This window comes from Cellulomonas sp. P5_C6 (assembly GCF_054049635.1).
Map to the genome: position 1 here is coordinate 1 of NZ_JBFULZ010000022.1, position 14,357 is coordinate 14,357.

Sequence of the window (14,357 nt, forward strand, 5' to 3'; positions counted from 1 at the left end):
GTCCTGCCGTCGTGGGAGACGCTGCCGCACGAGCGCCTCTCGCCGCGCAGCGACACGGTGGCCCGCCGGCTGGCGGTGTTCCGGCGGCTGGCCCACCCCGAGACCGAGGGCCACGCCGGTCCGGTCCGGGTGCTGGTGCTGCCCGTGCGCGCGCTGCTGCAGCCGGTGGTCGAGGGCCTGGGCGAGCTCGAGCCGGTCGCGATCAGCACGGGGGACCGGGTCGACCTGGCGGACCTGGCCGAGAAGCTGGTCGCGGCCGCGTACACGCGGGTCGACATGGTGGAGAAGCGCGGCGAGTTCGCGGTGCGCGGCGGGATCATCGACGTGTTCCCGCCCACCGAGGACCACCCGCTGCGCGTCGAGCTGTGGGGTGAGGACGTCGAGGAGATCCGCTGGTTCTCCGTCGCGGACCAGCGCAGCCTCGAGGTGGCCGACCACGGCGTGTGGGCGCCGCCGTGCCGSGAGATCCTGCTSACSGACGCKGTCCGGGCKCGCGCSSYCGAGCTGRTSCCSCAGCTGCCCGGYGCSRYSGACATGCTGGACMRGCTCGCGSMSGGCATCGCGGTCGAGGGSATGGAGTCGCTGGCGCCCGCGCTCGTCGACCACATGGTGCCGGTGCTGGACCTGGTGCCCGACGACGCCCTGATGGTGATGGTCGACCCCGAGCGCGTCCGCCGGCGGGCGCACGACCTGGTGGCGACTACGCAGGAGTTCCTCGAGGCGGCGTGGACGTCGGCGGCGGCCGGCGCGGCGACGCCCCTGGACCTGTCGGCGGCGAGCTTCGCCTCGTTCGCGGAGATCCGCGCGCTGTCCGCGGTCCGTGGGCTCGGCTGGTGGACGCTCTCGCCGTTCTCGCTCGACGTCGATGCCGCGGAGGCCGCCGCTCCCGACGACTTCTACGAGGGGTCGACCGGCACCGGGCACACCGCCGCGCGCAACCTCGCGCCGCACCTGTCCGCGATGGCCGACGACCTGGCGGCCACCGCGCAGACGGTCGTGATCGCGGCGCGGGACGTCGAGCGGTACCGGGGCGAGGTGGCCCGTGCGGTCGCCGACGTCCGGACCCTGCAGCAGGGGGGCTGGCGGCTCGTGCTGGCCACCGAGGGCCACGGCCCGGCGCAGCGCATGGTCGAGCAGCTCAAGGCGGCCGAGGTGCCGGCGCGGCTGGTCGCGACGATCACCGAGGAGCCCGAGGGCGGCGTCGTCCTCGTCGTGCCCGCGCCCGTCGGCCCCGGGTTCGTCGCCGACCCGCTGCGCCTCGCGGTCTTCTCCGAGTCGGACCTCACCGGCCGGGCCGGGACGTCCACCCGGGACATGCGCCGGATGCCGAGCCGGCGCCGCAACGTGGTGGACCCGCTGCAGCTGCGGCCGCACGACTACGTGGTGCACGAGCAGCACGGCGTCGGCCGGTTCGTGGAGCTGGTGCAGCGGACCATCGGCACCGGAGCCAACGCGGCCACCCGCGAGTACCTGGTCATCGAGTACGCGAGCAGCAAGCGGGGCCAGCCGGGCGACCGGCTCTTCGTGCCCAGCGACCAGCTCGACCAGGTGACCAAGTACGTCGGCGGCGAGGCCCCGACCCTGTCCAAGATGGGCGGCGGCGACTGGGCCAAGACCAAGGGCCGCGCCAAGAAGGCGGTCAAGGAGATCGCCGCCGAGCTGATCCGGCTCTACTCGGCCCGGATGGCGACGGCGGGGCACGCGTTCGGACCGGACACCCCGTGGCAGCGCGAGCTCGAGGACGCGTTCGCGTACGTGGAGACCCCGGACCAGGCCGCGACGATCGACGAGGTCAAGGCGGACATGGAGAAGCCGATACCGATGGACCGGCTTGTCTGCGGGGACGTCGGCTACGGCAAGACCGAGATCGCCGTGCGGGCGGCGTTCAAGGCGGTGCAGGACGGCAAGCAGGTGGCCATCCTGGTGCCGACGACGCTGCTGGTGCAGCAGCACCTCGACACCTTCAGCGAGCGGTACAGCGCGTTCCCGGTGACCGTGAAGGCGCTGAGCCGCTTCCAGACGCCCAAGGAGTCGAAGGAGGTCGTCGCAGGCCTGGCCGACGGGTCGGTGGACATCGTCATCGGCACCCACCGGCTGATCACGGGCGAGGTGCGGTTCAAGGACCTCGGGCTCGTGGTGATCGACGAGGAGCAGCGGTTCGGCGTCGAGCACAAGGAGACCCTGAAGGCCCTGCGCACCAACGTCGACGTGCTGGCCATGAGCGCGACCCCGATCCCGCGCACGCTCGAGATGGCCGTGACGGGCATCCGCGAGATGTCGACGCTGGCCACCCCGCCGGAGGAGCGGCACCCGGTGCTCACATTCGTCGGCGCGTACGACGAGAAGCAGATCAGCGCCGCCATCCGCCGCGAGCTGCTGCGCGAGGGTCAGGTGTTCTACGTGCACAACAAGGTGGACTCGATCGAGAAGACCGCGTCCCGGCTCATGGAGCTGGTGCCCGAGGCCCGCGTCGCGGTGGCCCACGGCAAGATGAACGAGCACCAGCTCGAGCAGGTCATCGTCGACTTCTGGGAGAAGAGGTTCGACGTCCTGGTCTGCACGACGATCGTCGAGACCGGGCTGGACATCTCCAACGCGAACACCCTGATCCTGGAGCGGGCCGACCTGCTCGGCCTCTCGCAGCTGCACCAGCTGCGCGGCCGCGTCGGCCGCGGGCGCGAGCGGGCGTACTCCTACTTCCTGTACCCGCCCGAGAAGCCGCTCACGGAGACCGCGCACGACCGCCTGCAGACCATCGCCGCGAACACCGACCTCGGCGCCGGCATGGCGGTCGCCATGAAGGACCTCGAGATCCGCGGCGCCGGCAACCTGCTGGGCGGCGAGCAGTCGGGGCACATCGAGGGCGTCGGGTTCGACCTCTACATCCGGATGGTCGGCGAGGCGGTGGCCAACTTCCGCGGGGACGTCGAGGAGGAGGTCCCGGACGTCACCATCGAGCTGCCCGTCGACGCGCACATCCCGCACGACTACATCGCGCACGAGCGCCTGCGCCTCGAGGCGTACCGCAAGATCGCGGCGGCGCTGGACACGGCGACGCTCGGCGACGCCCGGGCCGAGCTGGTCGACCGCTACGGCGCGGTGCCGGCCGCCGTCGACAACCTGTTCGAGGTGGCCGAGTTCCGGCTGCACGTGCGCGCGGCCGGGCTGTCCGACGTCACCGCGCAGGGCAAGTTCATCCGGTTCGCGCCGGTCGACCTGCCCGAGTCGGCGCAGCTGCGGCTCAAGCGGCTCTACCCGGGCGCCGTGCTCAAGCCGGCGCTGCGGACCGTGCTGGTGCCGTGGCCCATGACCGCGAGGATCGGCGGCAAGCCCGTGCAGGGCCGCGAGGTGATGCTGTGGGCGAAGCAGTTCATCGACGCCGTCGTGCGCGGGGACGTCGCCGCGGCCGCCGCCGTGGGCACGGTGGGCTCCGCACGTAGGTGAGGGCCCTACGATGACCCCGATCGACGAGCGACGACGCGGGAGGTCCCTGGTGGCGGTGCAGTGGCGTGCGAGTGTGCGGGTGACGGGCGTGCTGGTCGCGCTCGCGACGGCGGCGACCCTGGCGGGGTGCTCCGGCCGGCCCGGTGCCGCCGCGGTGGTCGACGGCACCGCGATCCCGACCTCGGACGTGCGGGCCGCGCTGACCGAGCTCGCGCCGTACTTCGAGGGCGTGACGACCGAGAACGTGCTGGCCGTCCTGGTCCAGGAGCCCACGGTGGTCGAGCTGGCCGACGAGAAGGGTGTCGGGGTCTCCGACGAGGACGCCCAGGCCCTCCTCGACTCGGTGGTGCAGCAGAAGGTGAAGGGCGCGACGGCCGACTTCACGGCTCCCTCGCTGGCGGTGGCCAAGTACTCGATCGCCTACACCAACCTGCAGGGCCTCGCGGACGCCAAGGAGGTCGGCACCGAGATCGACAAGCGCCTGCGCGCGCTCGACGTCGACGTCAACCCGCGGTTCGGCTCGCTCCAGGACGGCAACCAGGTGGGCGCACCGACGCCGGCGCCGTGGCTGGTGAAGCCGAAGGCCGACACGGCGACGGACGGCGCGACCCCGGCGCCGACGCCGGCCGCCACCCCCTCGCCCTCGGCGTCGTGACCGAGGCGGACTCCCTGCGCGCACTCGTGCGCGTGATGGACCGCCTGCGCTCGCCCGGCGGGTGCCCGTGGGACGCCCAGCAGACCCACGAGTCGCTGGTGCCGTACGCGCTGGAGGAGGCGTACGAGCTGGCGGAGGCGATCGAGACCGCCGACCGCCCGGGCCTGCGCGAGGAGCTCGGCGACCTCCTGCTGCAGGTGGTGTTCCACGCGCGCATCGCCACCGAGCACCCGACGGACCCGTTCGACGTCGACGACGTCGCCGCGGACCTGGTCGCCAAGCTGGTGCGCCGGCACCCCCATGTGTTCGCGGACGCGGAGCTCGAGGGTGACGCGCACGTGCAGTGGGACCGGCTGAAGAACGTGGAGAAGCAGCGCGCGTCGGCCCTGGACGGCGTGCCCGTGGCGCTCGGGGCGCTGGCGCGGGCCCAGAAGATCGCCGGTCGGGCCGCGCGCGCGGGGATCGCGACGGACGCGCCCACGGGCGACGGGCTGGGGGAGCGGCTGCTCGCGCTCGTGCTGGAGGCGCAGGCAGCAGGCCTCGACGCGGAAGGCGAGCTGCGCCGGACCGCGGCCGCCTGGGAGCAGGACCTTCGGACCGGGGAGTCGGCCGCCCGGCCCTGATACGGAGGTTCGGGGGTTCGTCCGAAAGACGGAAGGAAAGCGCTTGCCGACGAGGTGTTCGCGCCCGTAGCCTGCCCGTGGCCGCCATGATGAGCGTGCCCACCGACCGCCCGAGCAGGAGGACGCAGCGATGCGCATCGGCATCCCGACCGAGAGCCGGGCCGGGGAACGGCTCGTCGCCGCCACCCCGAAGACGGTCGCCCAGCTGGTGGGCCTCGGCTACGACGTCGTCGTCCAGCGCGGGGCGGGAGACGCGGCGACGTTCCGGGCGGAGGCCTACGAGGCGGCGGGCGCGTCCGTCGGTGACGCGGACTCGGTGTGGTCGAGCGACGTCGTGGCCAAGGTGAACGCGCCGAGCGACGACGAGGTCGCGGCGCTGACACCGGGGGCCACGCTGATCGCGATGCTGGCGCCGGCGTCGGCACCGGCCCTCGTCGAGAGGCTGCACGACCGGGGCGTGACGGCGCTCGCGCTCGACGCCGTCCCGCGCATCTCGCGGGCGCAGGCGCTCGACGTGCTGAGCACCATGTCCAACGTCGCGGGCTACCGCGCGGTCGTCGAGGCCGCGGAGTCGTACGGCGGGATGTTCACCGGGCAGGTCACCGCGGCCGGCAAGACGCCGCCGGCCCGCGTGTTCGTCATCGGCGCCGGGGTGGCCGGGCTCGCCGCGATCGGCGCCGCGGGCAGCATGGGCGCCCGCGTCCGCGCGTTCGACGTCCGSCCSGAGGTGGGCGAGCAGATCGAGTCGATGGGCGCGACGTTCGTGCAGGCCGCCGCTGCGCAGCAGGCGGTCAGCGCCGACGGCTACGCCAGCGCGCTCACGCAGGAGCAGGAGCGGCTGACCCAGCAGATGTACGCCGCCGAGACGGCCGACGCGGACATCGTCATCACCACCGCGCTGGTGCGGGGGCTCGCGCCGACCACGATCACGGCGGCGATGGTCGCGGGCATGCGGCCGGGCAGCGTGATCGTCGACCTGGCGGCGTCCGGCGGCGGCAACTGCGAGCTCACGGTGCCGGGGTCGTCGGTGGTGACCGACAACGGCGTGACGATCGTCGGCTGGACCGACCTGACCAGCCGGATGCCGCAGCACACCTCGCAGCTGTTCGGCACCAACATCGTGCACCTGATCCAGCTGCTCACCCCGGGCAAGGACGGGGAGCTGGTGCTCGACCTGGACGACCCGGTGCAGCGCGGCATGGCGGTCACGCGCGACGGGGAGGTCCTCTGGCCACCGCCCCCGGTCCAGGTGTCGGCGGCGCCCGCCGTGCCCGTGGGGCCTACCGAGGAGGAGCGGGCCGCGGCCGCGGTCGCGGTGCTGCAGGACAAGACCCGTCGGCGGCAGCGACGCTCGGTGGTGCTCGCGCTGCTCGCCGTCGTGGTGCTGCTCGGCATCTCGTTCGCGCCGACCGTGTTCCTCGGCCACTTCACCGTGTTCGTGCTCGCGGTGATCGTCGGCTACTACGTGATCTCGAACGTCAGCCACTCGCTGCACACGCCGCTGATGGCCCAGACCAACGCCATCTCCGGGATCATCCTGGTCGGCGCGCTGCTGCAGATCGGCGACGACGACGTCCTCGTGACCGTGCTCGCGGTGATCGCGGCGTCGGTCGCCAGCATCAACGTGTTCGGCGGCTTCCTCGTCGCCAACCGCATGATCCGCATGTTCCGGAAGGACGCCTGAGCCCGTGCTGACCTCCGTGGCCCAGGCGGTCTACGTCGCCGCCGCCGTCCTGTTCATCCTCAGCCTCGCCGGGCTCTCCAAGCAGGAGACCGCCCGCCGCGGCAACGTCGCCGGCATGGTGGGCATGGCGCTCGCCCTCGTCGCGACGATCGCGCTCGCCCTCCAGCGCTCCGAGCGGCCGGTCGAGGTCACCGCGTCGCTGATCCTCGTCGTGCTGCTCATCGGCTCCACCGTCGGCACGTGGCAGGCGCGCCGGGTCGAGATGACGCAGATGCCCGAGCTGATCGCGGTGCTGCACTCGTTCGTCGGGCTCGCGGCCGTGCTCGTCGGCTACAACTCGTTCCTCACCGAGCCGGCGGACCCCGCGCACCTGGTCGAGGTGTTCCTCGGCGTGCTCATCGGCGCGGTGACGTTCACCGGGTCGATCGTCGCGTACCTCAAGCTGTCCACGCGGATCCGCTCGGCGCCCCTGATGCTGCCGGGCCGCAACGTGCTCAACCTCGCCATGGTCCTGGCGTCGGCCGGGCTCCTCGTGTGGTTCCTGGGCACCGGCAGCGTGCTGCCGCTCCTGCTCATGACGGTCGTGGCGCTGGCCCTCGGCTGGCACCTGGTCGCGTCGATCGGCGGCGGCGACATGCCGGTCGTCGTCTCGATGCTCAACTCCTACTCTGGCTGGGCGGCCGCCGCCGCGGGCTTCATGCTCGGCAACGACCTGCTCATCGTCACCGGCGCCCTCGTCGGCTCGTCCGGTGCGATCCTCAGCTACCTCATGTGCACGGCGATGAACCGCTCGTTCATCAGCGTGATCCTCGGCGGGTTCGGGGCCGAGGGCGGCACGGTCTCGGCGTCCGACGTCGACCTGGGGGAGTACCACGAGGTCAAGGCGCCCGAGGTCGCGGAGCTGCTCGCCGACGCCCGCTCGGTCGTCATCACGCCCGGGTACGGCATGGCCGTCGCCAAGGCGCAGTACCCGGTGGCCGAGCTGGTGGCCAAGCTGCGCGCCCGCGGCATCGAGGTCCGGTTCGGGGTCCACCCGGTCGCCGGCCGGCTGCCGGGGCACATGAACGTGCTGCTGGCCGAGGCCAAGGTGCCGTACGACATCGTGCTGGAGATGGACGAGATCAACGACGACCTCGCGGACACCGACGTGGTCCTGGTCATCGGCGCCAACGACACCGTGAACCCCGCAGCGCTGGACGACCCGTCCTCGCCGATCGCGGGCATGCCCGTGCTCGAGGTGTGGAAGGCCGCCCGGGTGGTCGTGTTCAAGCGGTCCATGGCCACGGGCTACGCCGGCGTGCAGAACCCGCTGTTCTTCCGCGAGAACACGTCGATGCTGTTCGGTGACGCCAAGGACCAGGTCGAGCACATCATGCTGGCGCTCTGACGGGCGGCGGGGACGTCCGCCGTCGGGAGTACGTTGCCGATATGTCGGGCCTCACGATCAAGGCGCTCGAGCCGACGACGTTCGACGACTTCGCCGCGCTGGTCGAGCGGAACGGTGGCATGTTCGCCAGCTGCTGGTGCGTCCACTTCCACCCCGACTGCGCGGAGAAGAACCAGAGCGCGGAGGGCAACCGGGCGCTCAAGCAGCGGCTGGTCGCCGACGGGATCGCGCACGCGGCCCTGGTCTACGACGGTGACCTGGCGGTCGCCTGGACGGAGTACGGCACACCGGAGGAGCTGCCCCACATCCAGCACCGCAAGGAGTACCTGGCCACCGCCGAGCGGCTGCCCGACTTCCGGGTCACCTGCATCCAGGTCGAGCGTGGCCGCCGCGGTCGGGGCCTGGCGTCGGTCGCCCTGCGCGGAGCCGTCGAGCTGATCGCGCAGGCCGGCGGCGGTCTGGTGGAGGGCTACCCGCACGACACCGGCGGGGTCCGGAAGAAGAACTCGTCGTTCCTCTACAACGGCACCCGCACGATGTACGAGCGCGCGGGCTTCACCTACGACCGGCCCAAGGGACTCGGCAACTGCGTGATGGTGCGTGAGGTCGCCGCGAGCGACCGCGGCTGAGCGCGTCCCACCAGTCGAAGGGCCCACGACGCCCGCTCGGGGACGCCAGTAGGGTGAGGTCGTAAACCCACCCGCTTCAGAAGGAGCACCCATGGCCAGCATCGAGGCCGTCGGCGCCCGCGAGATCCTGGACTCGCGCGGCAACCCCACTGTCGAGGTCGAGGTCGCCCTCGACGACGGCACCATCGCCCGCGCCGCTGTCCCCTCGGGTGCCTCGACCGGCGCGTTCGAGGCCGTCGAGCGCCGTGACGGCGACTCCGCCCGCTACCTGGGCAAGGGCGTCGAGGAGGCTGTCGCGGCCRTCATCGACGAGATCGCCCCCGAGCTCATCGGCTTCGAGGCCACCGAGCAGCGCCTGGTCGACGCCGCGCTGATCGACCTCGACGGCACGGCCAACAAGGGCAAGCTCGGCGCCAACGCGATCCTCGGTGTCTCGCTCGCCGTCGCCAAGGCCGCCGCCGACTCGGCCGACCTGCCGCTGTTCCGCTACCTCGGTGGCCCGAACGCGCACGTGCTCCCGGTCCCGATGATGAACATCCTCAACGGTGGGTCGCACGCCGACTCCAACGTCGACATCCAGGAGTTCATGGTCGCCCCCATCGGCGCGTCCACGTACCGCGAGGCGCTGCGCAGCGGCGTCGAGGTCTACCACTCGCTCAAGTCCGTCCTCAAGAGCAAGGGCCTGTCGACGGGCCTCGGCGACGAGGGCGGCTTCGCCCCGAACCTGGGCAGCAACCGCGAGGCGCTCGACCTCATCCTGGTCGCCATCGAGAAGGCCGGCTTCACGCCGGGCGTCGACCTGGGCCTCGCGCTCGACGTCGCCGCGACCGAGTTCTTCAAGGACGGCGTCTACCACTTCGAGGGCAAGACGCTCTCGAACGAGGAGCTGTCGGCCTACTACGAGCAGCTGGTGAAGGACTACCCGCTCGTCTCCATCGAGGACCCGCTGTCCGAGGACGAGTGGGAGGGCTGGTCCCACCTGGTCGCCACCATCGGCGACAAGGTCCAGATCGTCGGCGACGACCTGTTCGTCACCAACCCCGAGCGCCTGCGCAAGGGCATCGAGCTCAAGGCCGCCAACTCGCTGCTGGTCAAGCTCAACCAGATCGGCACGCTGACGGAGACGCTCGACGCCGTCGAGCTGGCCCAGCGCAGCGGCTTCACGACGATGACCTCGCACCGCTCCGGCGAGACCGAGGACACCACGATCGCCGACCTGTCCGTCGCGACCAACGCCGGCCAGATCAAGACCGGTGCGCCCGCCCGCGGCGAGCGCATCAACAAGTACAACCAGCTGCTCCGCATCGAGGAGGAGCTGGACGACGCCGCGCGCTACGCCGGTCGTTCCGCCTTCCCGCGGTTCACGGCCTGACGCACCACCTCGAAGGCCGGTCACCGCTGCGGTGGCCGGCCTTCGGCGCGCCACGGATCGCCACGTCCGGCGAGGTCGGCGAGGTCCGGGGCAGAATCGACGCCATGTCCGCCCCCCGACGCCCGGCGTCCCCGAGCGCCCCGGGTCGGCGCCCGGCGGCCCCGCGTTCCGGGGCGCCCAGCCCCGGGGCGAACGTCCCGCGCGGCAACACCGCCGGCCGGTCCGCGGCGCCGCGCTCGGGCGCCACGCCCCGCGTGGGTCCGACGCCCTCGTCGTCCCCGCGGCCGTCGTCGTCGCGACCCTCCGCCTCCCGCCCCGCCACCCGCGGCACCGCGCCCACCCCGCCCCGCGGCACGCCGCGCGCCGAGCGGGTCCAGGTCCGCGTGCCGCGACTGTTCACCGTGCGCGCGATGGTGTTCGCCTGCGTGCTCCTGCTCGCGTTCGTGCTGGTGTACCCGACCCTGCACTCGTACCTGCAGCAGCGGGTCGAGGTGGACCACCTGCGCGCCCAGGTCCAGGCGGCCCGGGAGCGCAACGACGACCTGCAGTCGGACCTCGAGCGCTGGGACGACCCCGCCTACGTGACGGCTCAGGCCCGCGAGCGGCTCTCGTTCGTGCTGCCCGGCGAGAAGGCCTTCCGCGTCGTCGACCCCGAGACCGTCCCCGACACCGCGCCCGCCGCCGACGGCCCCGCCTCCGTGCTCGACTCCGGCTCGACCCTGCCCTGGTACGCGAACGTCTGGGATTCCGTGCAGGTGGCCGGCACGACCCCGGTGACGGGCGACAATGGGACGCCCACGCCGGCCGCGACCCCGCCGGCGGGTGGCTGACCTTCCCCCGCACGAACGGACCGCTGCTGTGACCCCCTCCTTCGACGCCGTCACCGACGAGGACATCGCCGTCCTGGCCGAGCAGCTGGGTCGCCCGCCCCGCGGCGTCGTCGGCATCGCGGCCCGCTGCGTGTGCGGGCGCCCGCTCGTGGTCCGCACGGCCCCCCGGCTGGACGACGGCACCCCGTTCCCGACGACCTACTACCTCACCTGCCCGCCCGCCGTCGCCGCCGTGAGCACGCTCGAGGCCGGCGGCCTCATGAAGGAGCTGACGGCGCGGCTCGCCGACGACGAGGAGCTGGCGGCTGCCTACCGGCGCGCGCACGAGGCGTACCTGGTCGACCGTGAGGCGCTCGGGCACGTCGAGGAGATCGCGGGCATCTCGGCCGGCGGCATGCCCACGCGCGTCAAGTGCCTGCACGTGCTGGTCGGCCACGCGCTGGCCGCAGGCCCGGGCGTCAACCCGATCGGCGACGAGGCCCTGGCCCTGATCCGCGACGACTGGTGGCCGGACCGCTGCACCTGCTGACCCACACCGACTGGCGCCCGCACCGCTGCACCTGCTGACCCGCCGCCGGGCCCCGGATCGCTGCACACGCTGACCCGCGCCGTCGGGCCCCCCTCCCGCGACCACCCGCCAGCCGCAACGTCCGAGCAAGTACGGGCTCCAGCCCTCACGTCCTCGGACGTCCGGCCAACCAGACCGGCAGCGTCCGAGCAAGTACGTGCCCCAGCCCCTACTTGCTCGGACGTCCCGCTCGCTGAGCCTTCGGGCCCTCCCGGGCCGGCAGTTCGCGGATGCGAGGATGGGCGCGTGACGCGTGTGGCTGCCATCGACTGCGGGACCAACTCCATCCGACTCCTGGTCGCCGACGTGGATCCCGAGGCCGGGACGCTGGTCGACCTGGACCGCCGCATGGAGGTCGTCCGCCTCGGCCAGGGCGTCGACCGGACCGGCCGTATCGCCCCCGAGGCCCTGGCGCGCACGCTCGACGCCGCCCGCCGGTACAACGACATCTGCACCGAGCTGTGCGTCGAGGCGATCCGCTTCGTCGCGACGTCGGCGTCGCGGGACGCCGAGAACCGCGCGGACTTCGTCGACGGCGTGCACGCTGCGCTGGGTGTCGAGCCGGAGGTCGTCGCCGGCGAGGAGGAGGCCCAGCTCTCGTTCCGCGGGGCCACCGGCGTGCTCGGCGCGCATCACCCSGGCCCGTTCCTCGTGGTCGACCTCGGCGGCGGCTCCACCGAGCTGGTGCTGGGCACGTCGACGCCGGAGGCCGCGTTCTCGATGGACATCGGCTGCGTCCGCATGACCGAGCGTCACCTGCGCAGCGACCCGCCGACCGCCGACGAGATCGCCGCGGCGCACGTCGACGTCGCCGCCGCGCTCGACACCGCGTCGGCCGTGGTGCCCCTCGGCAAGACCGTCACGCTGGTCGGGCTCGCCGGCACCGTCACGACGGTGACCGCCCACGGCCTCGGGCTGCCGGCCTACGACCCCGCGATCATCGACGGGTCCGTCCTGCCCGTCGACGTCGTTCTCGCCGCCTGCGACGACCTCCTGCACCGGTCCCGCGCCGAGCGCGCCGCCCTCGGGTTCATGCACCCGGGCCGCGTCGACGTGATCGGCGCCGGCGCCCTGGTGTGGGCCGACGTCGTCCGACGGGTCCGCGACGACGTCGCCGCCGCCGGCGGGCGGCTGACCGAGGTGGTCACCTCGGAGCACGACATCCTCGACGGCATCGCCTGGAGCATCGCCACCCGCTGACCACCCGACCGCAACGTCCGCGCACGTACGGGTGCTGACCTGTACTTGCTCGGACGTTGCGCTGTCAGGACACCGCGGGACGTCCGCGTTCCTGCGGGCTCTGACCCGCACGAGCGCGGACGTCCGCGGAGAGGGGTGGCGGCGACACGCCGTGTCTGGCGCGTGGTGGACGGTAGTGCGCAATGTGTAATAGCGTCGCGCGTGCGGGAGCTCGGAGGGGGCTCCCGCACCACGCTCGTCGGCCCGGTGCCGCCGCTCGCCCGGCCGGGCGGTCCGCGGACCGGGGCGCCGACGTAGACGTAGTCGTAGACGCAATCGCAGGTGCAGACGCAATCGCTGGTGCAGACGCAATCGCTGGTGCAGACGCAATCGCTGGTGCAGACGCAATCGCATGTGCAGACGCAATCGCAGGTGCAGACGCAAATCGCAGTCGCAGACCCGGAGGTCCCATGGACACCACACAGCTGCTCAAGGGCGTGCTCGACCTGGCCGTGCTGGCCGTCGTCGCGGACGAGGACGGGTACGGCTACGACGTCGTCCGACGGCTGCGGTCGGCGGGGATCGAGGAGGTCGGCGACGCGTCGGTGTACGGCACGCTGCGGCGGCTGTACTCGTCGGGCGCGCTGACGTCCTACGTGGTGCCCAGCGACGAGGGGCCGCACCGCAAGTACTACGGCATCAACGCGCAGGGGCGGGCGATGCTCGAGGCGCAGCGCAAGGACTGGCAGGAGTTCGCAGGCACCATGGGTCGCCTGCTCGGGACGGAGGGCGTGCGATGAGCGTGCTGGACACCACGGACGCGCTGGACGTCGCAGGCTACGCGGCGGAGGTGCGGCGGAGCCTGGTCGACCTGGGGCCGGAGACGGTCGACGACCTGACCGACGACCTCGAGGCCGACCTCGCCGACGCGATGGCCGACGAGCGGCACGTGGCCCACGGGCGCGGGCTGCTGGAGCAGTTCGGGCCTCCGGAGGAGTACGCGGCGGAGCTGCGGTCGGCCGCAGGGCTGGCTCCGGCGCGCGTCGCCCACGCTCGCGGGTGGTCGCGGCTCTTCCCTGACCCGGTCGAGGACGCCCAGCGGCTGGGTCGGTGGGCGCTGAGGCGGGCGCGCGCACTGTCGTGGTGGGCGCCCGCCGAGGCGTTCCTGGTCGCGCTGCGGCCCGCGTGGTGGCTGGTCCGCGGCTGGATCGGCTTCGAGGTGGCGGTGTACCTGGTGAACGGCGGCCGGCTCCGGTTCCTGCCGACCGAGCCCCTCGCGTGGGCCGTGCTCGGGGCGTGCATCCTGCTGAGCGTGCAGTGGGGCCGCGGCGTGTGGTTCCAGCCCCGGTCGGTCTCGTGGCTCGGGGTGCTCGGCAATGCGGTCGCCGTCGTCCTGCTCCTGCCGATGCTGGTCACGGTGCAGGGCCAGGCGAGCCAGAAGGAGGCGGTGTACAACTCCTGGGCCTCGGGGTCGTGGAGCGGTGGCGGCACCCAGACCGTCTACCAGGACAAGGCGGTCGACGGGGTCGTGGTGGACGGCATCCAGGTGAGCAACCTGTTCGCCTACGACGCCGAGGGCAACCCGCTGTCCGACGTGCAGATCTACGACGACCGCGGCCGCCCCGTGCGGACCACCTACGACAACGGCTCGAACCCGTACTGGTTCCCCGAGGGCACGGAGCCGTGGTCGTTCGTGAGCCGCACGGACGCCGATGGCCGCAACCGCTGGAACGTCTACCCGCTGCAGGGCGCGCCGACGTCGGCGTTCACCTACGACGACTCGGGCCTTCAGGTGCTCCCGGCGGGCACGAGCCCGTCGACCCCGCCCTGGCCGTTCGCCAAGGCGCCGGCCCTCGACGCGACGCCGACGGCGACGATCGGCGCCGACGGCCCGACCCCGAGCCCGACCGCGACTCCCTGAGTCTGCCGCCAGGTGGCGCCCGCGAGGGGGGCCACCTGGCAGAATGGCTGCTGGGAGCGCTCTCA

General features: G+C 72.8%; 12 protein-coding genes. All 12 read left to right on the forward strand.

Features of this window, described 5'->3' with window-relative positions; translation table 11 throughout:
* Positions 1–3,444: transcription-repair coupling factor (mfd, locus tag ACXJKG_RS04210; protein ID WP_456844512.1), on the forward strand; the 3,444-nt coding region annotated here is incomplete at its 5' end.
* Between the two features lie 10 nt (positions 3,445–3,454).
* Positions 3,455–4,099 carry a hypothetical protein gene (locus ACXJKG_RS04215; RefSeq protein WP_456844513.1) on the forward strand — a complete coding sequence of 215 codons (645 nt, stop codon included), beginning with the start codon at positions 3,455–3,457 and terminating at the stop codon, positions 4,097–4,099.
* Complete coding sequence (locus ACXJKG_RS04220) at positions 4,096–4,722, forward strand: MazG family protein (protein ID WP_456844514.1); 627 nt, start codon at positions 4,096–4,098, stop codon at positions 4,720–4,722. The genes ACXJKG_RS04215 and ACXJKG_RS04220 overlap by 4 nt, the downstream gene beginning before the upstream one ends.
* Before the next feature lie 130 nt (positions 4,723–4,852).
* Positions 4,853–6,406 carry a Re/Si-specific NAD(P)(+) transhydrogenase subunit alpha gene (locus tag ACXJKG_RS04225; RefSeq protein ID WP_456844515.1) on the forward strand — a complete coding sequence of 518 codons (1,554 nt, stop codon included), beginning with the start codon at positions 4,853–4,855 and terminating at the stop codon, positions 6,404–6,406.
* 4 nt (positions 6,407–6,410) lie between these two features.
* Complete coding sequence (gene pntB, locus ACXJKG_RS04230) at positions 6,411–7,793, forward strand: Re/Si-specific NAD(P)(+) transhydrogenase subunit beta (protein ID WP_456844516.1); 1,383 nt, start codon at positions 6,411–6,413, stop codon at positions 7,791–7,793.
* A 41-nt stretch (positions 7,794–7,834) separates the two neighbouring features.
* A complete protein-coding gene (locus tag ACXJKG_RS04235; RefSeq protein ID WP_456844517.1) occupies positions 7,835–8,422 on the forward strand; it encodes a GNAT family N-acetyltransferase in 588 nt (195 codons plus the stop codon).
* A 91-nt stretch (positions 8,423–8,513) separates the two neighbouring features.
* Positions 8,514–9,794 carry a phosphopyruvate hydratase gene (gene eno / locus ACXJKG_RS04240; RefSeq protein WP_456844518.1) on the forward strand — a complete coding sequence of 427 codons (1,281 nt, stop codon included), beginning with the start codon at positions 8,514–8,516 and terminating at the stop codon, positions 9,792–9,794.
* A 104-nt stretch (positions 9,795–9,898) separates the two neighbouring features.
* Positions 9,899–10,624, forward strand: coding sequence for an FtsB family cell division protein (locus ACXJKG_RS04245; protein ID WP_456844519.1), 726 nt, complete (start codon positions 9,899–9,901; stop codon positions 10,622–10,624).
* Between the two features lie 28 nt (positions 10,625–10,652).
* Positions 10,653–11,153: a DUF501 domain-containing protein gene (locus ACXJKG_RS04250; RefSeq protein WP_456844520.1), complete on the forward strand. Its 501-nt coding sequence runs from the start codon at positions 10,653–10,655 to the stop codon at positions 11,151–11,153.
* A 285-nt stretch (positions 11,154–11,438) separates the two neighbouring features.
* Positions 11,439–12,392 (forward strand): Ppx/GppA phosphatase family protein, encoded by a 954-nt coding sequence (locus tag ACXJKG_RS04255; protein ID WP_456844521.1) that lies wholly within the window; start codon positions 11,439–11,441, stop codon positions 12,390–12,392.
* 449 nt (positions 12,393–12,841) lie between these two features.
* A complete protein-coding gene (locus ACXJKG_RS04260; protein ID WP_370503531.1) occupies positions 12,842–13,171 on the forward strand; it encodes a PadR family transcriptional regulator in 330 nt (109 codons plus the stop codon).
* Complete coding sequence (locus ACXJKG_RS04265; protein WP_456844522.1) at positions 13,168–14,292, forward strand: hypothetical protein; 1,125 nt, start codon at positions 13,168–13,170, stop codon at positions 14,290–14,292. The genes ACXJKG_RS04260 and ACXJKG_RS04265 overlap by 4 nt, the downstream gene beginning before the upstream one ends.
* Positions 14,293–14,357: the final 65 nt, after the last annotated feature.